The 21,462-nt window shown below is 71.2% G+C and carries 19 protein-coding genes; 11 read left to right on the forward strand and 8 right to left on the reverse strand.

Annotated elements, in window-relative coordinates; genetic code table 11:
* Positions 1 to 172: 172 nt before the first annotated feature.
* Positions 173 to 739 (reverse strand): superoxide dismutase family protein, encoded by a 567-nt coding sequence (locus ASF20_RS00010; protein ID WP_056220398.1) that lies wholly within the window; start codon positions 737 to 739, stop codon positions 173 to 175.
* 321 nt (positions 740 to 1,060) lie between these two features.
* On the opposite strand from ASF20_RS00010, the gene ASF20_RS00015 reads away from it, so the two are divergent.
* Positions 1,061 to 1,687: a hypothetical protein gene (locus tag ASF20_RS00015; RefSeq protein WP_056269466.1), complete on the forward strand. Its 627-nt coding sequence runs from the start codon at positions 1,061 to 1,063 to the stop codon at positions 1,685 to 1,687.
* Between the two features lie 81 nt (positions 1,688 to 1,768).
* Here the strand turns inward: ASF20_RS00015 and ASF20_RS00020 are convergent, their stop codons facing one another.
* Positions 1,769 to 2,002 carry a GcrA family cell cycle regulator gene (locus tag ASF20_RS00020; protein WP_055951417.1) on the reverse strand — a complete coding sequence of 78 codons (234 nt, stop codon included), beginning with the start codon at positions 2,000 to 2,002 and terminating at the stop codon, positions 1,769 to 1,771.
* Between the two features lie 457 nt (positions 2,003 to 2,459).
* On the opposite strand from ASF20_RS00020, the gene ASF20_RS00025 reads away from it, so the two are divergent.
* The 7 genes from ASF20_RS00025 (at position 2,460) to ASF20_RS00055 (ending at position 11,306) form a co-directional block, all read left to right on the forward strand.
* Positions 2,460 to 4,100, forward strand: a complete 1,641-nt coding sequence (locus ASF20_RS00025) for an inorganic phosphate transporter (protein ID WP_056269469.1) — start codon at positions 2,460 to 2,462, stop codon at positions 4,098 to 4,100.
* A gap of 308 nt (positions 4,101 to 4,408) precedes the next feature.
* Entirely contained in the window at positions 4,409 to 5,431 is a 1,023-nt protein-coding gene (gene hpnA / locus ASF20_RS00030) for a hopanoid-associated sugar epimerase (protein WP_056217413.1), read from the forward strand.
* The gene (hpnC, locus tag ASF20_RS00035; RefSeq protein ID WP_056269471.1) at positions 5,431 to 6,342 is read left to right on the forward strand and encodes a squalene synthase HpnC; all 912 of its coding nucleotides are present in this window, start codon (positions 5,431 to 5,433) and stop codon (positions 6,340 to 6,342) included. The genes hpnA and hpnC overlap by 1 nt, the downstream gene beginning before the upstream one ends.
* Positions 6,339 to 7,193, forward strand: a complete 855-nt coding sequence (gene hpnD / locus ASF20_RS00040; RefSeq protein ID WP_056269474.1) for a presqualene diphosphate synthase HpnD — start codon at positions 6,339 to 6,341, stop codon at positions 7,191 to 7,193. Before hpnC ends, hpnD begins: the two co-directional genes overlap by 4 nt.
* The gene (gene hpnE / locus ASF20_RS00045; RefSeq protein WP_056269477.1) at positions 7,193 to 8,497 is read left to right on the forward strand and encodes a hydroxysqualene dehydroxylase HpnE; all 1,305 of its coding nucleotides are present in this window, start codon (positions 7,193 to 7,195) and stop codon (positions 8,495 to 8,497) included. Before hpnD ends, hpnE begins: the two co-directional genes overlap by 1 nt.
* 39 nt (positions 8,498 to 8,536) lie before the next feature.
* Complete coding sequence (gene shc / locus ASF20_RS00050; protein WP_056217401.1) at positions 8,537 to 10,534, forward strand: squalene--hopene cyclase; 1,998 nt, start codon at positions 8,537 to 8,539, stop codon at positions 10,532 to 10,534.
* 67 nt (positions 10,535 to 10,601) lie between these two features.
* Positions 10,602 to 11,306 carry a phosphorylase gene (locus tag ASF20_RS00055; RefSeq protein ID WP_056269480.1) on the forward strand — a complete coding sequence of 235 codons (705 nt, stop codon included), beginning with the start codon at positions 10,602 to 10,604 and terminating at the stop codon, positions 11,304 to 11,306.
* Between the two features lie 39 nt (positions 11,307 to 11,345).
* On the opposite strand, the gene ASF20_RS00060 is transcribed toward ASF20_RS00055, so the two are convergent.
* Together ASF20_RS00060 and ASF20_RS00065 are read right to left on the reverse strand one after the other, a co-directional pair.
* Positions 11,346 to 12,617 carry a DUF5666 domain-containing protein gene (locus ASF20_RS00060; RefSeq protein ID WP_056269484.1) on the reverse strand — a complete coding sequence of 424 codons (1,272 nt, stop codon included), beginning with the start codon at positions 12,615 to 12,617 and terminating at the stop codon, positions 11,346 to 11,348.
* Between the two features lie 11 nt (positions 12,618 to 12,628).
* On the reverse strand, positions 12,629 to 13,462 hold the full coding sequence (locus ASF20_RS00065) for a DUF6502 family protein (protein WP_056269487.1): 834 nt from the start codon (positions 13,460 to 13,462) through the stop codon (positions 12,629 to 12,631).
* 137 nt (positions 13,463 to 13,599) lie between these two features.
* On the opposite strand from ASF20_RS00065, the gene ASF20_RS00070 reads away from it, so the two are divergent.
* Together ASF20_RS00070 and ASF20_RS25210 are read left to right on the forward strand one after the other, a co-directional pair.
* Positions 13,600 to 13,890: a hypothetical protein gene (locus ASF20_RS00070; RefSeq protein ID WP_056269490.1), complete on the forward strand. Its 291-nt coding sequence runs from the start codon at positions 13,600 to 13,602 to the stop codon at positions 13,888 to 13,890.
* A complete protein-coding gene (locus ASF20_RS25210; protein ID WP_280136455.1) occupies positions 13,890 to 14,021 on the forward strand; it encodes a hypothetical protein in 132 nt (43 codons plus the stop codon). Before ASF20_RS00070 ends, ASF20_RS25210 begins: the two co-directional genes overlap by 1 nt.
* 267 nt (positions 14,022 to 14,288) lie before the next feature.
* Here ASF20_RS25210 and ASF20_RS00075 read toward each other — a convergent pair whose 3' ends face one another.
* The 3 genes from ASF20_RS00075 to ASF20_RS00085 all read right to left on the reverse strand — a co-directional run bounded on the left by ASF20_RS00075 (position 14,289) and on the right by ASF20_RS00085 (position 17,626).
* Positions 14,289 to 15,137, reverse strand: coding sequence for a BLUF domain-containing protein (locus ASF20_RS00075; RefSeq protein WP_056269492.1), 849 nt, complete (start codon positions 15,135 to 15,137; stop codon positions 14,289 to 14,291).
* 43 nt (positions 15,138 to 15,180) lie between these two features.
* The gene (locus ASF20_RS00080) at positions 15,181 to 16,905 is read right to left on the reverse strand and encodes an EAL domain-containing protein (RefSeq protein ID WP_056217384.1); all 1,725 of its coding nucleotides are present in this window, start codon (positions 16,903 to 16,905) and stop codon (positions 15,181 to 15,183) included.
* A 466-nt stretch (positions 16,906 to 17,371) separates the two neighbouring features.
* Positions 17,372 to 17,626: a hypothetical protein gene (locus ASF20_RS00085; RefSeq protein ID WP_056217382.1), complete on the reverse strand. Its 255-nt coding sequence runs from the start codon at positions 17,624 to 17,626 to the stop codon at positions 17,372 to 17,374.
* A gap of 837 nt (positions 17,627 to 18,463) precedes the next feature.
* Between ASF20_RS00085 and ASF20_RS00095 the strand changes: the two genes are divergently transcribed.
* On the forward strand, positions 18,464 to 20,695 hold the full coding sequence (locus ASF20_RS00095) for a VTT domain-containing protein (protein ID WP_162242601.1): 2,232 nt from the start codon (positions 18,464 to 18,466) through the stop codon (positions 20,693 to 20,695).
* Here ASF20_RS00095 and ASF20_RS00100 read toward each other — a convergent pair.
* Complete coding sequence (locus ASF20_RS00100) at positions 20,662 to 21,447, reverse strand: endonuclease/exonuclease/phosphatase family protein (RefSeq protein WP_056269499.1); 786 nt, start codon at positions 21,445 to 21,447, stop codon at positions 20,662 to 20,664. The two genes, ASF20_RS00095 and ASF20_RS00100, sit on opposite strands and share 34 nt — an antisense overlap.
* Positions 21,448 to 21,462: the final 15 nt, after the last annotated feature.

The following is a 21,462-nucleotide window of genomic DNA, read 5'->3' on the forward strand; positions in this document are numbered from 1 at the left end:
ACCGGACGCCATGTACGCCGAGGCCGGCCTCGACGCCGCCGGCATCCTCCAGACCGTCAAGAGCGCCCTGCCCGAGCGGAAGGCGCGCGGCGCCAAGCTCGTCAGCGTCGTTCAGAAGTAGCGTCGTCCCGCATCCCGCGGAGCCCTCGGCTCCGCGGGGTCGAACGAAGGCCTACTTGATCACCGCGCAGGCGATGCGGGCGCCGGCCCCGCCGATGGGCTGGGTGGTGTGATCATCCTCGTTGGCGTGGATGATCAGGGCCGAGCCGTCGCCGTCCTTGAGGGCACCCTCGCCGGTCAGCGGCGTCTCGCTCGACACCTCCGCGTTCACCGATCCGTCGGCATTGGCGAAGACGTTCGGCAGGTCGCCCTCGTCCGGACCCTCGGGATTAAGCAGGCCGTGCTTGCTCTGGTCGTGGTTCACGTGGGCCTTCGACTTCTCGAACTTCGCGGTGTCCGAGCAATCGCCCACGGCATGGAAATGGATGCCGTGCCAGCCGGGGGGCAGGCCGCCGGGCTGGATCGTCACGCGCATGACCAGGGAGCTGGCGCCGTCGCGGATCATGATCTTGCCGATGGGCTCGCCCTTCCCGTTCTGGATCGGGCTCTCGAAGGTCTGCGGGGCCGCAGGGGGCGCTGCCTCCGCGGGCGCCGCCGGGGCGGCGGGCTGCGCGAGGGCCGCCTGGGCGGCGAAGGCCGTGCTGGCCGCGAGGGCAAGGACCGACGGAAGTCGTCTCATGAAATGGCTCTCCTCTCCATGCCGGGTACGCCGGTGGAGCGTCAACGAAGATGGTCGCGGGGGGCTCCACGGCAATGCCGGGATGCCCGACCTTTCCCATGCCTGGAGCGGCGAGGCCAGATGCCGGGCCCTCGCGGACAGCTGTGTCCTGCGGCACCCAGGTGGTTGCCGTACGTGGACGAACTCTTAAGGTTTCGCTAAGTTTCCCGTGACGGGGCCAATGTCGGCGTCCGATCCGCCAAGTCTCCGCCGGTGGACGGTCCGCAGATCTTGGCGCGGCATGAACATCGATTGCAGCGTAAGACTCCTTGGGAGATTCCCATGACGTTCGCAGCCCCCCGCCGCCTCGGGTTCCTCGCTCTGATGCTGGGATTTCTACCCGTCCTGGCGCATGCGCAGACGCCACCGTCCTCCGCTTCCGGGCGGACGTGGACCGACCCGCCGCCCCGGGGGACCGACGAGGCCAAGGCTCCGCTGGCCAAGGCTCCGCTGGCCAAATCCTCGCAGACCAAGGCTCCGGTCACCAAGCCCGAGGCGCTCGAGCAGGCGGCCGCGGCGCCTGCCGAGGCGCCTGCCGGGGCGCGGCGCCCGACGCACGCGGCGGTTCGGACGCCGAAAAGCGCGCGTGGGAATACCCAAGCACGCGTGCGGGTCGCGCGCCCGGCGGCATCCCCGTCGCGTCGTCCTGCCGTCCGGACGGTGGCGCGCGCCCAAGACCGCCAGGACCCCGCCGTCCGGCGCGTCACGACGCGCCCGCCGGTGATGCGCTACAGCTACGGCGTCGTCCCGGAATCGACTGGCCCGTTCGGGTACGAGGACGACCGGGCCCGCCGGATCCGTCAGGCCCAGGAGGCCGGGTACCTCGTGGTGCGGTCCCGCAGCGTCGAGTTCCCCGACGGCCGGCGCCTGCGCACCTATCGCCCCTACGAGGAGGAGGGCGACGACTAGGATGCGACCGGTTCTGCATAGGAAAACCCCGCCGGGGGGACCGACGGGGTTTGGGTGAGCGCGCGATGGGACGTCTGCGGATCAGCGCAGGCGGCCGGGCCGGGCCGGCTCGAACACGATGCGGCGGTGGAACGCGCACCAGCTCTTGCCGTCCGGCGCCGGGGCGCCGCAGCAGACGGCGCGGTCGTTGGGCTCGCCGATGATGAATTTGCACACGAAGGCACCGGACTGAGCGAACGGCACCCGCAACTCGGCGGAGGGTTCGGCGATGGCATCGGCCTCGCCGACCTGTGACATGCGGACAAGCTGGTTCATGGATCGAATGACTCGCGGACTGGCTTTCGCGGGCGGGGCCCTGCGGCGTGTGACGGATCGGGAGCGTGTCGCCTTCGGGAGGGCCTCTCCCCTGCATGGACACAGCGGGCGACCCGCGGACATGAATGGGAAGAATCGCGGACCTTGCGCAGGTCGGAAGCGCGGCCAGACCGGACGCGACAGCGTCATGATGCTGTTATATCTGGGGTTTGCCCCTCGGCAAACAAGTGCTGACGCATGTGTGTGTTGCAGCGCACAGGTTTCGGGCCGCTTTCTTGAGCCGCTGCGGGCCGGGCCGGCAGCCGTTACGAACCACGAATGGGTTTCATCCCGGCCGCTGCCAGGAGGCCGCCGGCTGTCATCGTCCTGAGACGGGACCGTCATAGATCCCGGGACGTGCGGGGATCCTGCCGGGATCGACCCGCAGCGGCGATCGCCCAGCCGGGAGACCCGAATCATGGCCGATGCGATCGCTCCCGGACTCCGCCCGGTGCCACAGGCGGAACCGGGCCGCCGCCCGGGCCCGAACCTCGACGGCCGCATCCCCGTCTCGGGCCTCCTGGCCTTCGCCCTCGTCCTCCTCGGCGGCCTCGCCTATGCCGGCTACAGCCTGATCCACGACATGAACGCGGTCGGCGAGACGCCGCTCGCGCTGGGGGCCTTCGCCCTCCTCGCCCTGGCCCTCCTGATCGCCCTGGCCTTCGAGTTCGTGAACGGCTTCCACGACACCGCCAACGCGGTGGCGACGGTGATCTACACCCACGCACTGCCGCCGGTGGTGGCGGTGATCTGGTCTGGCGCCTTCAACTTCCTCGGCGTCATGCTGTCCTCCGGCGCGGTGGCCTACGCCATCGTCACCCTGCTGCCGGTGGAACTCATCCTGCAGGTCGGCTCGTCCGCCGGCTACGCGATGATCTTCGCGTTGCTGATCGCCGCGATTCTGTGGAACCTCGGCACCTGGGCGCTCGGCCTGCCGAACTCCTCCTCCCACGCCCTGATCGGCTCGGTGATCGGCGTCGGCCTCGCCAACCAGTTGATGGCGCCCGAGGGCCAGGGCACCTCCGGGGTCGAGTGGGGACAGGCCGTGACGGTGCTGGAGGGGCTGCTGTTCTCACCCGTCCTCGGCTTCGTCCTGGCGGCCCTGCTGCTCGTGGCCATGAAGGCGGTGGTCCGGCGCCGGGACCTCTACGAGGCCCCCGCGGGCGAGGCCCCGCCCCCGCTCTGGATCCGCGGCCTCCTCATCCTCACCTGCACCCTGGTGTCGTTCTTCCACGGCGGCAACGACGGCCAGAAGGGCATGGGCCTGATCATGCTGATCCTGATCGGCGCGGCCCCCACCGCCTACGCCCTCAACCGCACCATGTCGGACGACATGACGCCGGTCTTCGTGCAGCAGTCGCGGGACGCCCGCACGGTGTTCGCCGCCCGGGCCGCGGGTGCGGCCCGTCCCGATGCGGCGGCCGCCCGGGCGCAGGTCAGCGAGGCCCTGCGGACGAAGGCGCTGAACACCCCCGCCGTCTATGCGGCGCTGGCCGCCCTCTCGGACGACATCGCCGCCTCGGTGCAGCGCCATGGCGCGATCCGCCAGGTGCCGGCCGCCGCCACCCCGAACCTGCGCAACGACATGTACCTCGCCGCCGACGCGGTGCGGCTGCTGCCGGCCGCCGGCGCCGGCTTCCCGGAGGCCGAGGACAAGGTACTCAAGGCCTACGAGGGCCTGCTCAACGACGGCACCCGCTACATCCCCACCTGGGTGAAGGTCTGCGTCGCCCTGGCGCTCGGCCTCGGCACCCTGGTCGGCTGGAAGCGCATCGTCGTCACGGTGGGCGAGCGCATCGGCAAGACCCACCTCACCTACGCCCAGGGCGCCTCGGCCGAGATGGTAGCCGCCGGTACCATCGGGCTGGCCGAGCTCTACGGATTGCCCGTCTCCACCACCCACATCCTGTCGAGCGGCGTCGCCGGCACCATGGCGGCCAACGGCTCGGGCCTGCAGGTCGCCACCGTGCGCAACATGGCGCTTGCCTGGGTGCTGACCCTGCCGGCGGCCATCACCCTGGCGGGCGGGCTGTTCGTCATCCTGCGGCACGTGTTCTGACGACGGGGGCGCATCGCGTCCCACCCCACCNGCCGGACGCCATGTACGCCGAGGCCGGCCTCGACGCCGCCGGCATCCTCCAGACCGTCAAGAACGCCCTCCCCGAGCGGAAGGCCGGACAGTCGGGACGCCTGCGGCTCGCCTGAGCCGCCGGGCGGACGCACGGAGCATCCGGGCTTTGCGGCCCGGGTGTGTCCCCGTTGCGCTTGTCCGACACCGGTTTCGATGACAAAAGCGCGCCATCCTCGGGTCCGAAGTCCGCTTCGGGCTCCGCGCACGCACAAGATCCTCAGACCCTTACGAGAGAAATGCCACAGGCGACCCCTTCCGGCCCGTTCGATGCCGGCCCGGTTCTCATCACGGGCGCGAGCGGTTTCCTGGGAGCGGCCCTGGTCGACGTCTTCCGCAAGGCCGGCTTCCCCGTCCGGATCATGGTCCGGGCCACCTCGCCGCGCACCAACCTGACCTGGACCGACGTCGAGATCGTCGAAGGCGACATGCGCGACCGCGCGGCGGTGGCACGTGCTCTCCAGGGCCAGCGCTATCTCGTCCACGCGGCCGCCGACTATCGCCTCTGGGCTCCGGATCCGGAGGAGATCGTCGCCACCAACCGCGACGGCGCCGTGATCCTGATGGAGGAGGCCCTGCGGGCCGGCATCGAGCGCGTCGTCTATACGTCGAGCGTCGCCACCATCAAGCCGCACGACGACGGCGCGTCGGCCGACGAGACCCGTCCCCTCACCCCCGCCACGGCCATCGGCGCCTACAAGCGCAGCAAGGTTGTCTCCGAGCGCGTGGTCGAGGAGATGGCCGCCCGCAACGGCCTGCCCGTGGTCATCGTCAATCCCTCGACGCCGATCGGCCCACGCGACGTCAAGCCGACCCCGACCGGCCGCATCATCCTGGAAGCCGCCTTGGGCCGGATGCCGGCCTTCGTCGATACCGGACTGAACCTCGCCCACGTGGACGACGTCGCCGCCGGCCACCTGCTGGCCCTCCGGCACGGCCGGATCGGCGAGCGCTACATCCTCGGTGGTGAGAACGTGCTCCTGTCGCAGATGCTGGCGGACATTGCCGGCATGGTCGGCCGCAGGCCCCCGACGGTGAACCTGCCGCGGGCGGTGGTCTACCCGATCGCCTTCGTCTCCGAGCAGATCGCCCGCTTCACCGGCAAGGCGCCCTTCGCCACGATCGACGGCATCCGGATGTCCCGCTACCGGATGTTCTTCTCCGACGCGAAGGCGCGGGCCGAGCTCGGCTATACCGCCCGGCCCTACCGCGAGGGCCTGTCCGACGCGATCGCCTGGTTCCGCCAGGAAGGACGCCTGTGATGAGCACGACGATCCAGACAGCCACCGAGGCGCGCACCGGCAAGGGCTACCGCGACGAGAACTTCCCCGTCGCGTCGCACCTGATCCATCCGAAGCATCGCGGCGCGATCCTGGCGTTCTACGATTTCGTGCGCGCCGGCGACGACGTCGCCGACCATACGGGCCTGACGTCGGAGCGGAAGATCGAGCTTCTCGACGCCCTGGCCGACGACCTGACGGGCACCCGCCCAACCGATTCGGCCGCCGAACCCCTGCGCCGGGAACTCGCCGCCCGCGGGCTCGCGCCGACGCACGCCCTCGAACTCCTCGACGCCTTTCGCCTCGACGCGCGCAAGAGCCGCTACGCCGACTGGGACGAGCTGATCGCCTATTGCCGCCTGTCGGCCATGCCGGTCGGCCGCTACGTGCTCGACGTGCACGGCGAGGATCGCAGCGTCGTCTGGGGGCCGTCGGACGCGATCTGCGCAGCCCTGCAGATCATCAACCACCTTCAGGATTGCGGGAAGGATTTTCGCAAGATCGATCGGGTCTACCTGCCGCAGGAGACCCTCGACTCGCATGGTGCCGCGATCTCGGAGCTGGCCGCCGAGAAGGCCTCCCCGGCGCTCCGCGGCGTCATCCGCGAGCTGGCGCAGCGTACCATGGGGCTGCTCGACGAGGGCGCGGTGCTGCCCGACCTCATCGCCGACCTGCGCCTCAGCCTGGAGATCGCCGCCATCCATCGCCTCGCCGTCGTGCTGTGCAAAGGGCTGATGACGCGCGATCCCCTGAGCGAGAAGGTGCATCACGGCAAGGCCGCCTTCGCCCTGACCGCGTTCGGCGGCATCGCCGCGACCCTGGCGCGCCGACCCCTGCGAGGCCGGACCCTGAAGGTTCAGGCCGCGAAGGTCGCGCGAGGGAACCGGGCATGAGCGCAACCCTGTCTCCCGCCGCCGAAACCGCGTCCCCCCCGGTCGACGCCCTTCCGGCGAAATCCTCTTCGTTCTACACGGCGATGCGCCTGCTACCGCCGGATCGCCGCGCAGCGATGTACGCCGTCTACGCCTTCTGCCGGGCCGTCGACGACGTCGCCGACGACGGCGGCCCCGCCCCCGTGCGCGCCGCGGAGCTCGACCGCTGGCGCGCCGACATCGACGACCTCTATGCCGGACGGCCGGCGTCGCGGGTGCAGGACCTCATCGTGCCGATCCGCCGCTACGGTCTTCTGCGCGAGGACTTCCAGGCGGTGATCGACGGCATGGCGATGGATGCCTTCGAGGACATCGTCGCGCCCGACGAGGCCACCCTCGACCTCTATTGCGACCGGGTCGCCAGCGCGGTCGGCCGCCTGTCGGTGCGGATCTTCGGAATCGCCGAGAAGGAGGGCATCGCCCTTGCCCACCATGAAGGCCGTGCCCTGCAGCTCACCAACATCCTGCGCGACATCGACGAGGATGCGGAACGCAACCGCCTCTACCTGCCGCGCGAGAAGCTGGCCGCCATCGGCCTGACCGCGCCGACGCCGCAGGCCGCCATCGACCATCCGCGCATCGGCGAGGTCTGCATCGCCGTCGCCCGCGAGGCCGAGGCGCATTACCGGGCGACCTGGGACATCATCGCCAAGTGCCCGCGCAAGGTAACCAAGGCGCCGCGCCTCATGGCGGCGGCCTATCGGTTGTACCTCGACGCCGTCCTGGCCCGCGGCTGGGAGAAGCCCCGCGCCCGCGTCAAGCCGAGCAAGCGCGCGCTCCTCGGCGTCGTCCTCCGACACGGGATCGTCTGATGGTGGGCACGGTCCACATCGTCGGAGCGGGTCTCGCCGGGCTGTCCGCCGCCGTGTCACTGGTGGAGCGCGGTGCGCGCGTCGTCGTGCACGAGGCGGCCAAGCAGGCCGGCGGCCGCTGCCGTTCGTACTACGATCCGACCCTCGGGCTGACCATCGACAACGGCAACCACCTGCTCCTGTCGGGCAACACCTCGGCGCTCGCCTTCATGCGCACGATCGGTGCACCGGAGAGCGCCCTGTCCGGCCCGGACGAGGCGGCCTTCCCCTTCGCCGACCTGAAGACCGGTGAGCGCTGGACCCTGCGCCCCAACGCCGGGCGCGTGCCGTGGTGGGTCCTGCAGGCCTCGCGCCGGGTGCCCGGTACGGCGGCGCGCGACTACCTCGCGCCCCTGGGCATCCTGAAGGCCGCGGCCGGCAAGGCGCCGGGCCAGGGTGGCACCATCGGCGAGAGCATGGCCTGCGAGGGCATGCTCTACGACCGCCTGTGGCACCCGGTGCTGCTGGCCGCCCTCAACACCGATCCCAAGGAGAGCGACGCCGGACTCGCCGCGACGATCCTGCGCGAGACCCTGGGGGCCGGCGGAAAGGCCTGCCGGCCGCTGGTCGCCGTCGGCGGCCTCTCGGCGGCCTTCGTCGATCCGGCGGTGGACTATCTGACCCGGCGCGGCGCGCAGCTGCGCTTCGGCCACCGCCTGCGCAGCCTCGCCCTCGGGGACGGCCGGATCGCCGGCCTCGTCTTCAGCGACGAGACCATCGCGCTCGCCACCGAGGATTCGGTGGTCCTCGCCCTGCCGCCCTGGGTCGCCTGCGACCTGCTGCCGGGCCTGCCGGCGCCGCAGAGCCACCGCTCCATCGTCAACGCGCATTTTGCTGTGATTCCGCCGCCGGGATCGCCGTTACTGCTCGGCGTGGTGAACGGAATGACGGAGTGGCTCTTTGCCTATCCGGATCGTCTATCCGTGACCATCAGCGGCGCCGATCGCCTCTTGGATGTGCCGCGCGAAGATTTGGGACGTCAGATCTGGTCCGAAATCGTGACTTTGACCGGTCTTGCACCCGAACTGCCCAGCTGGCAGATCGTCAAGGAGAAGCGGGCGACCTTCGCGGCAACGCCGGCCGAAGCCGCGCGGCGCTCCGGCGCCGTGACGGCCCACGAGAATCTCGTCCTGGCAGGCGATTGGACCGCGACCGGTCTGCCATCGACGATCGAGGGAGCCATCCGTTCAGGAACAACCGCCGCATCGGCCCTCGCCCGGAGGACCGGCACGTGCGGACAGGCACGAGCGCGCGGCGCGGCGTGAGATAAGGCGGCCGCCTGCGCGGCCGGTGAGGCGAGGACGATGCGGGACGCATTCAGGAAGGTCGAGGCGCTGCAGCGCCCGAAGACTCAGGAGATCTCCCTCGAGGATGTCGAGCGGGGAGTCGTGCGCGCGACCCAGGCGCTGACGGCGCTGTCGCATGCCGACGGCCACCTGTGCTTCGAGCTCGAGGCCGACGCGACGATCCCGTCCGAATACATCATGTTCCACCAGTTCCGCGCCACCGAGATCGCGCCGGAGCTGGAGACCAAGATCGGCAACTACCTGCGCCGCACGCAGGGCAAGCACGGCGGCTGGGCCCTGGTCCATGACGGCCCGTTCGACATGAGCGCCAGCGTGAAGGCCTATTTCGCCCTCAAGATGAGCGGCGATTCGATCGAAGCCCCGCACATGCGCCGGGCGCGCGAGGCGATCCTGTCCCGCGGTGGCGCCGCCAATTCGAACGTCTTCACCCGCTTCCTCCTGGCCCTCTTCGGCGAGGTCCCGTGGCGCGCGGTGCCGGTGATGCCGGTCGAGATCATGCATCTGCCGAAGTGGTTCCCCTTCCACCTCGACAAGGTCTCGTACTGGGCGCGCTGCGTGATCGTGCCGATGCTGGTGATCCAGGCGAGGAAGCCGCTCGCCCGCAATCCCCGCGGGATCGGCATCCCGGAGCTGTTCGTCGCCCCGCCGCAGACCGTGCGCACCTGGCCCGGCAGCCCCCACGCGACCTGGCCCTGGACGCCGATCTTCGGTGCCATCGACCGGATGTTGCAGGTCTCGCAGGATTACTTTCCGAAGACGCCGCGGGCGCGCGCCACGGACAAGGCCGTGGCCTGGGTCAGCGAGCGCCTCAACGGCGACGACGGCCTCGGGGCGATCTTCCCCGCCATGGTCAACACCGTGCTGATGTACGATGTGCTCGGCTACCCGGCCGACCATCCCCAGGTGCGGATCGCCTGCGAGGCGATCGAGAAGCTCGTGGTCGTCAAGGAGCACGAGGCCTACGTGCAGCCCTGCCTGTCCCCGGTCTGGGACACGGCGCTGGCCGGCCATGCCCTCCTCGAGGCCGGGGGCCCCGACGCGGAGCATCAGGCCCGGCGCGGCCTCGACTGGCTGAAGCCGCTCCAAGTCCTCGACATCAAGGGCGACTGGGCCGCGGGCCGGCCGAACGTCCGCCCCGGCGGCTGGGCCTTCCAGTACGCCAACCCGCACTTCCCGGACCTCGACGACACCGCCGTGGTGGTGATGGCGATGGATCGCGCCATGCACCAGCACGGCCTCGTCGCCGACGTGCCGGATTACGGCAACGCCATCGCCCGGGCCCGCGAGTGGGTCGAGGGCCTGCAGTCGAGCGACGGCGGCTGGGCCGCCTTCGACGCCGACAACAACCACCATTACCTGAATCACATTCCGTTCTCCGACCACGGCGCCCTGCTGGATCCGCCCACGGCCGACGTCACGGCCCGGGTCGTCTCGATGCTGGCGCAGCTCGGCGAGACCCGGGAGAGTTCCAAGGCCCTCGACCGCGGCGTCACCTACCTCCTGAACGACCAGGAGGAGGACGGCTCCTGGTACGGCCGCTGGGGCATGAACTTCATCTACGGCACCTGGTCGGTGCTGTGCGCCCTGAACGCGGCCGGCGTCGATCCGGCCTCTCCGGAGATCCGCAGGGCCGTCGCCTGGCTGATCCGCATCCAGAACCCCGATGGCGGCTGGGGCGAGGACGCCTCGTCCTACAAGATCGATCCGGCCTTCGAGCCCGGCTACTCCACCGCCTCGCAGACGGCCTGGTCGCTGCTGGCCCTGATGGCGGCCGGCGAGGCCGACGATCCGGCGGTGACCCGCGGGATCAACTATCTGACCCGCACCCAGGGCGCCGACGGGTTCTGGTCCGAGGAGCGCTACACCGCGACCGGCTTCCCGCGGGTGTTCTACCTGCGGTACCACGGCTACCCGAAGTTCTTCCCCCTCTGGGCCATGGCGCGCTACCGCAACCTCCAGCGCAGCAACACCCGGACGGTCGCCTTCGGCATGTGATGCGAAGGCCCGTGATGCGAAGACGTCTGTGTCGAAGACTCCGGTTCGTGGTCGATCGCGCAACGGTATGAGCGCGATCGCCACGTCCGGTGCCCTCCCCGTCCTGGCCGTGACCGGCCTCGCCAAGGAGGCGCGCCTCGCCTCCGGCGCCGGCGTTCGCGCAATCGGGGCGGGGGGCGACCCGGAACGCCTGCGCGCCCTCCTGGCCGCGCGGCACGAGCCGGGATGCCGCGCCGTGGTCAGTCTCGGCATCGCCGGCGGTCTCGATCCGGCCCTGGTGCCCGGCGACGTGCTGATCGCCACCGCCATCGTCACGCCGACGCAGCGCTACCCGGCCGATCCGGCCATCGCCGCGGCCTGGATGCGCGCGCTGGCGGGATCGGGCTCGACCGTCCGCGAAGCCGTGCTGGCCGGCGTCGATGCCGCCGTGATCGACGTGTCCGCGAAGGCCGCCCTGCGCACCGCCACCGGGTGCGCCGGCGTCGACATGGAATCTCACGTCGCGGCGGCCTATGCCGCGCGGCACGGGCTGCCCTTTGCGGCCCTGCGCATCGTCTGCGATCCGGCCGACCGCGCGATCCCGGCCTTCGCTGCGCAGGCGCTGAAGCCCGATGGCGAGCCCGACATCCGCGCGGTTCTCGCCGCCATCGCGCGCCGGCCCGGCCAGATTCCCGCGCTGATCCGCCTGGCGCGCGACTCGGGACGCGCCTTCCGGAGCCTCACCCGGTGCCGGACCCGGCTCGGAACGGCCCTCGGCGTCCCGGCCGCCTGACACCGCGCCTCCCGCAGAGCGCGCCACGACGGCGACGATTCAGCGTCCGCCCGGCCCGCCCGGACCACGTCCGGGGCCACCGCCGAAACCGCCCGGCCCTTCCGGGCCCCCGGGCCCTCCCCCCGGACCACGTCCGAAGCCGCCGGGGCGCTCGAACCCGCCGGGGCGCTCGATGCCGCCCGGTCCACCCCCGAACCCACCCCCGGGGCGTGCATGCTCGCCGCCCGACGGCAAGCGGGTATCGATATCGAAGCGCGGTGGGCCGCCGGGCTGGCTCCCGGGCATGCGTCCGTCGAGGCCGCGCCCCTCGAAACCACGGCCCTCGGATCTCGGGATCGATCCCCGATCGGGACCCGTCTGAGGGCCGGGGCGCTCGGTGCCGCGCGTGTCGATGCGCAGGCTCTCGACGGCGAGGCGGCCGTCACGGGCCGGCTCGGCGGTGACGACCGCGCGGACGCTGCCGCGGCGGGGCAATCCGGGATCGGGCCGACCGGCGATGTCGAGGCCGGACCCGATCTGGAGACCCCGGGCATTTCGGCCGACATAGGCCTCGATGGAGACGCGGCGCAGGCCCGGAACGAACAGGGCGCGCGATTCCTCGAACCCCGTCACCGTGAGGCTCGACCCCGCCGGAACGCCCGTGACGATGGCGCGCCGTCCGATCTGCCCGGCATCGACGCCGACGAGGCGGAGATTGCCGATCGCCGGGCTGCCATCCGGCCCCCGTCGGACCGGACCGGCCACCCGCGCGGCTCCCTCCGACCGCCGTTCCACCAGACTGGCGACGACGACGCCGTCGGGGCGCCGCAGCCCGCTCACCGCGACGCGATCGCCGACCCTCCATCCGTCACGCTGGGTCGTCGGCAGGGCGACCCGTTGGCCGAGGACGGTCAGTCCGCCCTTCCGGAGCGCCTCGACCGGTCCGACGACCTCGCTCGTGACGTCGATGCGGCCCGTGGCGAGGATGCCGCCGGTCTCGAGAGCGACGACGCGGACCACGTGCCCGATCCGAAGGTCGCTCACCGCCGCCGGTCGCCCGTCGATCCGCACGGGGACGTCCTGCGGATAGGTGATGCGCAGGTCGTTGACGATGATCGATCCGAACTTGCGGATCGTTCCGATCACGCCCGTGCCGCCCAGGCCGCGGTCGCCCTCCGACTCCGATCCGTCACCCGGCGGGTGGCTCGGGCGTGCGCCGGTGCCGCCGATGCCCTGGTCGCGGATCGGTGGGAGCGGGTCGGCGCGGGCCGCCAGCGCGAGGGGCGCCGCGGCGAGCAGGCGCAGGGCGTCGCGGCGGTTCGGTGCGCGCATGGACGCTGTCCTCACGCCTTCGCCGCCGCGGCCGGCGCATCCTCGGCATAGACGTAGACGCCGAAATTCCAGCGATGGGCGCCGCCGGCATCGGTCTCACAGGCCGCGTGGGCCTCGCGGTTGGCCTGCTGCAGCGCCTCCATGGCGATCTCGCGGGCGCGGGCCTCGAGGCGATCGGCCAGCTCCTTCGACAGGCCGTCGTAATGAACCGCGCGCTCGAGGAAGCGCGGGGTCGGCGCAGTGATGTTGGCGACGCTCGCGGCGATGTGGTCGTGCAGGTTGCGGCCGAAGTAATAGAGCTGCGACTCCCCACCGCCCTTCGGCACGTAGGCCGCCTCCGCGAGGACGATGTGCCCGTCGGCATCGGCGACCACGAGTCCCCGGTCGAGCCACTCGTCGAGAACGGCGCGGGGGCGCAGATCGCGGGTCACGGCCGCGACGAGATCCTCGAAGGACGGGCCCTTCCCGTCGCTCGCCCGCGTCAGAGGCCGGGGTTGGCCGTCCGGGTCCGTAAAGGCGGGATCGGCGAGCCAGCGCGCGATGATCCGGCTGGTCCGCGACACGGAGGACGGCACGGCGCTGACGGGGGCGCCGGCGCCGCGCAGGCGGCTGACCTCCTTGCGGTGAATCCCGGTCAGCAGGCTGACCCGACTGTCGGTCTGCTCCTTCCCCGGCAGCGCGAAGTCGTACTCGGCGACGTTCACGTAGAGTTCGCGCAGGAGCGTGGTGAGCGCCGGAAAGGTGATGCCCCGTGCCACGAAGAGGCGCACGAGCGGCCGGAGCAGACGCGCGACGGGGGCGTGGAGGTTCGCCCCCTCGGAAGGTGTCTCGGTCGGATCGGCCATGCGCACACCATAACCGCCGGGCTGTGGGAGACAATCCCACGGCGTGCGTCCCGACACCCGATCTCCACTGACTCTGATTGACGTGGGAAATTTACCCACATAGAAACGAGGTCGTGAGTTCAGGTCGGAGTTCCGCCATGGCCGAGTTGAGGCCCCTTTATCCCACGGACGCCTTGCCGCCGCTGCAAGCGGGCGCGCCGATGCGCTCCGCAGGTCCGGCGGCCCGGCCGCTGGCCCCCCTCGCGCGCGGCTTGGCCGTCCTGGCGGTCGTGGCTCTGGGCACCCTCGTCCTCGGATCCGCGGGCCAGCGGACGCTATCGGCGGCAAAGGACGTGACGGCGGCGACGGACATGCCGCAGGTCGCCGCCATCCACCTCGCTGCGCCCCGTCGGATGGCTGCGGCGTCCGACCTTTCGCGGGCGAACTGATGTCCGACGTCACGCGCCGTTCCCCCAGCCGGTCGGATCTTCGACAACCGCGCCTGATCGTCGACCTGCTCCTCTGCGCCGTTCCGGCGGTCGCCACCGTCGTCCTGCTGATCCTCGGCCTCCAGGGCTGAGTCTCACGGTCATCGGCGCCCCGATCCCGACACCCCCTCCGGCCACCGCCATCACAGACGAATCGCAGCACGCCCGATGTATCGCGCCGATCCCCGCCTGAGCCCGTCGCTGCAGGCCTGCCTACCCCGTCGCCGGCCTCTTCGGACACGGCTCGCCGATGCGCGAACCTTCTCCGCCTGGTGGCGCGCGCTCATCGGCCGGCCGGGTGGCAGGCCGGCGGAAGTGCATCGACGCGCCTGACACGCTCGACCTGCGTCCCGGGCCCGTCACGCGGCTCGGACGGACGCCGCGACGACGGGCGCGTCGGGCGACCTGCGGACCGCCTCGGCCTCGCGGCACAGGGCCGAGGCCAGGCAGCGGGCGCGCTCCACCCAGATGTCGCGCTCCTGGCGGAGGGCCTCGACCGCGGCGCTGTCCTGTGCCCGCGCGATGCGCAGGTCGTCGATCTCCTCGCGCAACGCCGTGGTCCGGCGCCGCTCCTGAGCCAACGCCTCCCGCAGCACCACCAGCGCGGCGTGATCGGACGCGGCGGGATGGCCGGCTGGACCGGGCGGGTTGACCGGACGCAGGTCGGCCACCTCCGCGCGGAGACGGTCGACGTCGAGACCGGTCCTGTCGGGCGCCGGAGCCGCCGCGGGGGCGTCCGCGGTGCCCGGATCGACGGGCACCGGCGCGGAGGCGGGAATGCCCTCCTCCTCGATCACCAGACCGTGGAGCATCCGGAACACGGCGTCGCCGTCGAGCCGCGACAGGTCGAACCCGCTCTCGCGGGCGAGATCGCTCCACAGCGTCTGTCCGGTCTCGGCCTGACCGACGAAGGCCATGGACCAGTTCGCGAAGCCCCGCGCCTCGGTCGGCCCGCATTCGAGAACCGTGACGTCACCGTGCCGCTGATCGCGCTGGATCCGCTCGAAGGTCCGCTCCACCCCCTGGCGCGGGCCTTCCAGCACCTGCGCGAAGGCGCCGCCGTTGAACATCAGGGCGCCGGTCACGCCGACCTCGGCGTTGTTCCGCTGCGAGGTCTCGAGGATCTGCGCCACCGCGTGGCTCGCTTCGGCGTCGGGCACCTGAAGCAGGTTCTTGCTGGCATAGACGAGACGGTAGAGGTCGCTCATTTCCGATCTCCGGAAAGGGGGAACAGGGTCGGGGGCGGCCGCCTCACGCCTGGGCGAGGCCGTGCGGACCGAGGTCGGTGAAGAGGGCCAGGAGCGCCTCGGCCGGGATCGGACGGCTCACCAGGTAGCCCTGGACGTCGGTGCAGCCCTCGGCGCGGATGCGGCGCATCTGGTCCTCGGTCTCGACGCCCTCGGCGACGGTGGTCATGCCGAGGCTGCGCCCGAGACCCGCGATCGCGCGGATCACCGCGTCTCCGTCCGGCTTCTGGGTGATGTCGGCCACGAAGGAGCGATCGATCTTGATCTTGTCGAAGGGGAACGAGCGCAGGTAGCTCAGGGAGGAGTACCCGGTCCCGAAATCGTCCATGGAGACGCGGATGCCGAGGGCCCGCAGCCGGTGCAGGGTCCGCAGGGTGCGCTCGTTCTCCTGGAGCAGCACGCCCTCGGTGATCTCGATCTCCAGGCGGCTCGCGGGGAGTCCGGAACCCGCCAGCGCGGAGACGATGACCTCGACGAGACGATCGCCCTTGAACTGCGCGGGCGACACGTTCACCGCGACGGTGATCGCCGCGGGCCACGTCACGGCATCGCGGCAGGCCTGGCGGATGACCCATTCGCCGATCGGGACGATCAGCCCGATCTCCTCGGCGAGGGGAATGAATTCTCCCGGGGGGACCATGCCGCGCTCCGGGTGATGCCAGCGCAGCAGCGCCTCGCACCCGGTCACGCGATCGTTCTCGAGATTCAGCTGCGGCTGGTAATGGAGTGAGAATTCGCGCCGGCCGAGGGCTTGGCGGATGTCGAGTTCGAGGCGACGCCGCGCCTGCATGCGCGCGTCCATCTCGGCCTCGAAGAAGCGGAAGGCCCCGCGCCCATCGAGCTTCGCCCGGTAGAGGGCGAGATCGGCGCATTTCAGGAGACGATCCGCGTCGGTCCCGTCGCGGGGCGCCACGGCCACGCCGACGCTGGCGCCGATGGTGAGCAGTTGCCCCTCGATCATGTAGGTGCGGCCGATCAGGTCTACGATGCGGCGCGCCAGGACGCGCGTCTCCTCGAGGTCCGTCACGCCGTGCTGAACCACGACGAACTCGTCTCCCCCGATGCGGGCGACCGTGTCGCTGGGACGGAGCGTGGCACTGAGGCGGTCGGCGACCTTGGCGAGGAGCGCATCGCCGATGGCGTGACCCAGGGTGTCGTTGACGGGCTTGAACCGGTCCAGGTCCACCAGAAGCACCGCGCAGGTGCCGTCGGAGGTCTCCACCTGGACGAGCGCATCCTCGAGGCGTTCGCGCAGGTGGAGGCGGTTCGGCAGGCCGGTCAGGGGGTCGAGGCGCGCCCGCTCGCTGGCGGCAATCTCGGCGGCGCGGCGCAGGGTGACGTCTTCGACGGTGATGGTCCAACCCTGGCAGGCCCCGCGGGAGGGGCCGAAGGGCTGGATGCCGATCTCGAGCGTCAACCCCGCGCGCAGGATCTCGAAGGCAAGACCCTCGCAGCGCTCCAGGGCGCGCCGCACCTGGGCGAACAAGGCGTTCCTGCGGAGGGGCAGGAGGCGGCAGAGGGTGTGCAGGGCCTGACGGAGACTGGGACGATCGGGCAGGCCGAACCCGCCCACAAGCTCCCGCGCCGGCCCGGTGCAGAGGACCAGCCGGCCCCGCTCGAACACGATGAACCCCTGTCGCACCACGTCGAGATACGGCGCCAGACCGAGGGCGGCCTCAGCCGGCCCTGGAATCGTCTCCGGTCTCGCCAGAACCTGGACTGCCTGCATCACGTCGCCGCTCCGGTGCGCATCCGGGGTGCGCCAGCACGGAGAGAATAGAGCCCTGAAAGTAAATTATAGGTTCTTACACCACGGATTTTCAGATCCGAAAATCATCGCCGATGAAGGAGGCTGTCGTACAGCACTACGCCGTCCAGACCCCACCCGATCCCGTAGGATCAGCCGCGATGGAAGCGAGCATTACAGACTATCGTCACCTGTTGGAAGGTAACGATTCTGCACTTTATCGTTCTCTGTGCTTCAGCGTTCGAATGGTCTCGCCGACACGATCGGGGGGCAAGGCATCGGCGAGACCCGGTCGATCCGAAGACGGCGCGACGGGGAGACCATGTCCGACGATTGCGGACCACACATTCACACACATCAACGCCATGGAGGATCGCCACGCACGAAGACCTTTCCGTCGCGATCCGCAACGCGGTGTGATCGAGACGACGCGCGAACGCGGGCCGTCTCAGCCGAAGGATCGGCCCTCCGACAATTGCCGGGCAATCCAAGCCTGCGCTTCGTCGAGATCCGCGAAGATCGGCGCATGCGGATCCTCCACGCACCCGAAGCCCGCCTCCAGAAACCAATGTCCCGCCTCGGAGTCATGCTCGCTGGAGAGCTGGACGAGCACGGCGACGAGAATCCCATCCTCGAAAACCAACCGGCTCTCGCGGTCATTGCTGCCCGTCGCGATCTGAACGGGCTGGAGTTTCATGGTCATGCCGTGGCCAGCGTTCCCAGGTACAGGGACTTCGGATTGGATTCCGCCATCGATTTCAGAGGCTGACGATTGCGGAGCTTCCGCGTCCCACCCTTGTGTTCAATCACGCCTCGGCGCCCGAGTTCCTGAAGCGCACGACCCACGTGCACATTCGAGAGGCCGACGGGATCGGCGGGATCACTCGGGTGACTGGGGGCTCGCTCGCTGACTTCCCATGTGTCTCGACCGCGTCGCAGGCGACGGCCTCCCCCAAAGCCACGAGACCCTGGCGGCGATGCGGAGCGCTCAGCGCTGCTGGGTGACGCTGGCCGAGGCGGCCGATCGGCGCCCGATCGAGGCGGGCGGATGCACCGCGCCCCCGGGCCTAATCGTCGGCGTGCGACGGATCCTTCGCGCGCACCGGCTCCACGTCGTCGAGGGAGGGGACGTAGGCGCACCAGGCGCATCGGCCGGCCTCTGCCCCGCGCGGGGTGTTCGCCTGGGAGCAGAGCGGGCAGACCACGAGCCGAAGTCCCCCGTCGCAGAGGACGCCGCGCCCACGGCCGCGGAAGGTGATCTCGGCATCCTGGGGAATGGCTTTTGAATCCTGCGTTGTCGCGCCCCATCGCCGGGCTCGCGGCGCATGGCCTGATCGTCCGGCCAGCCGGTGGGCGGGGTGCGCGAGCGATAGCGGATGCGCCGCGAGGGTGCAAAGGTGGATGCTGCAGCGCATCGCTTCGACGCGCGAAGCATTCTGTGTGACCGTGCCGGAACAGCCGGGGGAACGGGAGACGCGGTGAGACGAAGCCGGAGAAGCGGAGCGTTCATCGATTTTCGGCGTGACGCGAGCGCGGCCGTTTGACATCAACCGTTATGCGCTCCTGGCTTCTCATCCTGCTCGGTCTGGCGGCAACGGCTGCCGTCTGGTTCCTCCTGCCGGTTCAGGACTGGCTCCAGGCCTTCGGCGCCTGGACGGCAGGACTCGGCCCCCTCGGTCCCGTCGCCTTCGCGGCCCTCTTCATCCTGGCCACGCTGCTGGTGATCCCGGGCACGCCGCTGACGATCGCCGGCGCACTGGCCTTTGGATGGTGGTCCCTGCCGATCGTCCTCGCAGCGGCGACGATCGGCTCGGTCCTGGCGTTTTTCGCGGCGCGATCCGTCCTGAGGCAGCGCGTCGAGCGCGTCATCGCCCGGCGTCCCGCGATGGTTGCCACGATGGAGGCGGTGGGCGACGGCGGATGGCAGTTGCTGACCCTGATGCGGGTCAGTCCCTTCGTGCCCTTCAATGCGCAGAACTACATCCTCGGCCTGACGCGCGTCCGCATGCGGGACTTCCTCGTCTCGACCCTCCTCGGCATGATCCCCGGGACGATTCTCTGCGTTTATCTCGGCGTGATCGGCCGGACGGCGGCAGACTCGGCCGCCCACTGGATTCCGCTGGGGCTCGGCCTGGCCGCGACCCTCGCCGCCGTCGCGGTGACGCGTCGCCGGGTGCAGGCGAAGCTCGCCGCGCGCGGACTGCATCCGGCTCCGCGAGCCTCCCGGGCGCCCGGCCCCCCCGCGCCGGGGCCACCCCGCCCCGAGGGGCGCTGGCTGCGGCCGGGCCAGACCTGCTGGCGCATCGAGCAGGCCCATCGGGTCGCCGTGCTCCATGACGGCGCCGCGTATTTCGCGGCCGCCCGCAGCGCCATGCTGGCGGCGCGCCACTCCGTCCTGCTGATCGGCTGGAGTTTCGACCCGCGCCTGCGCCTCGCGCCGGATGGGAGCCATGCCCCGGAGGGGGAAACCCTGGCTGACCTCCTCCAGAGCCTGCGCGCCTGCCGGCCGGACCTCGCGATCCATCTTCTGATCTGGGACATGCCGTGGCCGCTCTCGGCCGGACGGGACCTGACGCCCGCGGCGGTCCGCGCCCTGCTCGGTCCCGGCATCACGTACCGGGTCGATGCGACGCTGCCCTTCGGCGCCTGCCAGCACCAGAAGATCCTCGTCGTCGACGATGCGATGGCCTTTTGCGGCGGCGGCGACTTCGAGGCCAATCGCTGGGACACGCCGGCCCACCGGGACGGCGATCCGCGCCGGCGCCTCCCGAACGGCGAGGCCTATCCGCCGCGCCACGACATCATGATGGCGGTCGATGGGCCGGCGGCGGCCGCCCTGGGGGACCTTGCGCGCCAACGCTGGCTCGATGCAACCGGCGAGCGGCTGACGCCCCCGCCCGCGCGGGACGGCACGCCCTGGCCGGCCACCGTGACCCCGCTCCTCAGGGACATGTCGGTCGCCCTGTCGCGCACCCGGCCCGCCGGCCGGAAGCGCGTGGCTTTGCAAGAGAACGCCGCGTTGTACGCTGCCGCCATCCGGGGCGCCGCCCGCGTCATCTACCTGGAGAACCAGTACCTCACATCGCCCCTGATCGGCGACGCGCTGATGGAGCGCCTCGGCGAGGCCGAGGGACCGGAAATCATCATCGTGGTGGCCGAGCGCAGCCCGAACGCCTTCGACCGGCTGACCATGGACAGCGCCCGGCGGGGACTGATCCACAAGCTTCGGGCGGCCGACCGCCACGACCGCCTCCGCATCCTGGCGCCGCATACGCCGGAGGGACGCCCGATCCTCGTGCATTCCAAGGTCGGCATCTTCGACGATCGCCTGGTGCGCGTCGGGTCGACCAATCTCAACAACCGCTCCCTCGGCTACGACAGCGAGTGCGACCTCGCCCTCGAGGTCCTGCCGGCCGAGGACGCGCCCCTCCTGCGATCCGCCATCCTGCGGCTGCGGGACGGCCTGCTCGCGCACCATGCGGGCTGCCCGCGCGATATCTTCGAGGAGGCGGTGCGCCGGCGCGGCTCCCTGCGCGCAGTGCTCGACGACCCCGCCCTGGTGGCGCCCCGCCGGCTCTGCCCGGTGGTGCCCTCACCCCGCGGCGCCCTGGCGCGCGTGGTGGAGTCTTGGCATCTCGGCGACCCCGCGAGCGTGCGCGACGCCTGGCGGCCCTGGCGCCGGACCGGCGCCCTGGATCAGGTCCGGCGGGGCGAGCACCCCGCAGAGGCCCCCGCGACTCAGGCCTCGGGGGCGGCGGCCGGCGTGTCCTGAGGCCGCCGCACCGCCCGCGGCGGCGCGGCGAAATCCAGCGTGGCCAGGAGCGGGAGATGATCGGACGCGCGACGCGCGTCACCGTCGCGCAGCACCGCCACATGGTCCACCCGGAGGCCGGGGCCGACGAAGACGTGGTCGAGGCGCAACACCGGATAGCGACTGGGGAAGGTTGCGCGCCCCGCCCGGCTGCGCGCGATTGCGCGGGCGTCGCTGAGCCGCGCGGTCAGTTGACGGTAGGCCCGCGACCACGGCGTCGCGTTGAAGTCGCCCGCCAGGACCACCGGTCCCGCCGCCGATGCCGCCGCAAGCCAGTCGGGACCGAGCAGCGCCGCCAGCTGCCCTTTCTGCTCCGCCGCAACGAGGCCGAGATGGGTGTTGAGGACCTGAAGGCGGTGTCCGTCGCACGCGACCTCCACCCACAGGGCGCCCCTCGGCTCGAGACCGGGCCGACTGGCGAGCCCCGGCAGGCCCCCGGCCCTGATGAGGCGGGAGGGATGCCGCGTGAGGATCGCGTCGCCGTAACGCTCCGTCTCGACCTGGAGCGCGGCGTGGAAATGCGCCCGCAGGCCGAGCTGCCGGGCGAGGGCTTGGGCCTGGTCAACGCCGCCGGTCCGGGCACGGCCGAGATCGACCTCCTGCAGCGCGACGATGTCGGCGTGGCTCGACCGGATGGCACGGGCCACGCGCTCCAGGTCGACGCGCCCGTCGGTGCCGCGGCCGTGGCGGATATTGTAGCTGAGGAGGCGCAAGGGCGGGGCGACCTC

This window comes from Methylobacterium sp. Leaf88 (assembly GCF_001422795.1).
Lineage (GTDB): Bacteria > Pseudomonadota > Alphaproteobacteria > Rhizobiales > Beijerinckiaceae > Methylobacterium.

Coding starts and splice junctions, on each gene's coding strand:
- ASF20_RS00010 (WP_056220398.1), bottom strand. CDS start 739: ATGAGACGACTTCCGTCGGTCCTTGCCCTCGCGGCCAGCACGGCCTTC.
- ASF20_RS00015 (WP_056269466.1), top strand. CDS start 1,061: ATGACGTTCGCAGCCCCCCGCCGCCTCGGGTTCCTCGCTCTGATGCTG.
- ASF20_RS00020 (WP_055951417.1), bottom strand. CDS start 2,002: ATGAACCAGCTTGTCCGCATGTCACAGGTCGGCGAGGCCGATGCCATC.
- ASF20_RS00025 (WP_056269469.1), top strand. CDS start 2,460: ATGGCCGATGCGATCGCTCCCGGACTCCGCCCGGTGCCACAGGCGGAA.
- hpnA (WP_056217413.1), top strand. CDS start 4,409: ATGCCACAGGCGACCCCTTCCGGCCCGTTCGATGCCGGCCCGGTTCTC.
- hpnC (WP_056269471.1), top strand. CDS start 5,431: ATGAGCACGACGATCCAGACAGCCACCGAGGCGCGCACCGGCAAGGGC.
- hpnD (WP_056269474.1), top strand. CDS start 6,339: ATGAGCGCAACCCTGTCTCCCGCCGCCGAAACCGCGTCCCCCCCGGTC.
- hpnE (WP_056269477.1), top strand. CDS start 7,193: ATGGTGGGCACGGTCCACATCGTCGGAGCGGGTCTCGCCGGGCTGTCC.
- shc (WP_056217401.1), top strand. CDS start 8,537: ATGCGGGACGCATTCAGGAAGGTCGAGGCGCTGCAGCGCCCGAAGACT.
- ASF20_RS00055 (WP_056269480.1), top strand. CDS start 10,602: ATGAGCGCGATCGCCACGTCCGGTGCCCTCCCCGTCCTGGCCGTGACC.
- ASF20_RS00060 (WP_056269484.1), bottom strand. CDS start 12,617: ATGCGCGCACCGAACCGCCGCGACGCCCTGCGCCTGCTCGCCGCGGCG.
- ASF20_RS00065 (WP_056269487.1), bottom strand. CDS start 13,462: ATGGCCGATCCGACCGAGACACCTTCCGAGGGGGCGAACCTCCACGCC.
- ASF20_RS00070 (WP_056269490.1), top strand. CDS start 13,600: ATGGCCGAGTTGAGGCCCCTTTATCCCACGGACGCCTTGCCGCCGCTG.
- ASF20_RS25210 (WP_280136455.1), top strand. CDS start 13,890: ATGTCCGACGTCACGCGCCGTTCCCCCAGCCGGTCGGATCTTCGACAA.
- ASF20_RS00075 (WP_056269492.1), bottom strand. CDS start 15,137: ATGAGCGACCTCTACCGTCTCGTCTATGCCAGCAAGAACCTGCTTCAG.
- ASF20_RS00080 (WP_056217384.1), bottom strand. CDS start 16,905: ATGCAGGCAGTCCAGGTTCTGGCGAGACCGGAGACGATTCCAGGGCCG.
- ASF20_RS00085 (WP_056217382.1), bottom strand. CDS start 17,626: ATGACCATGAAACTCCAGCCCGTTCAGATCGCGACGGGCAGCAATGAC.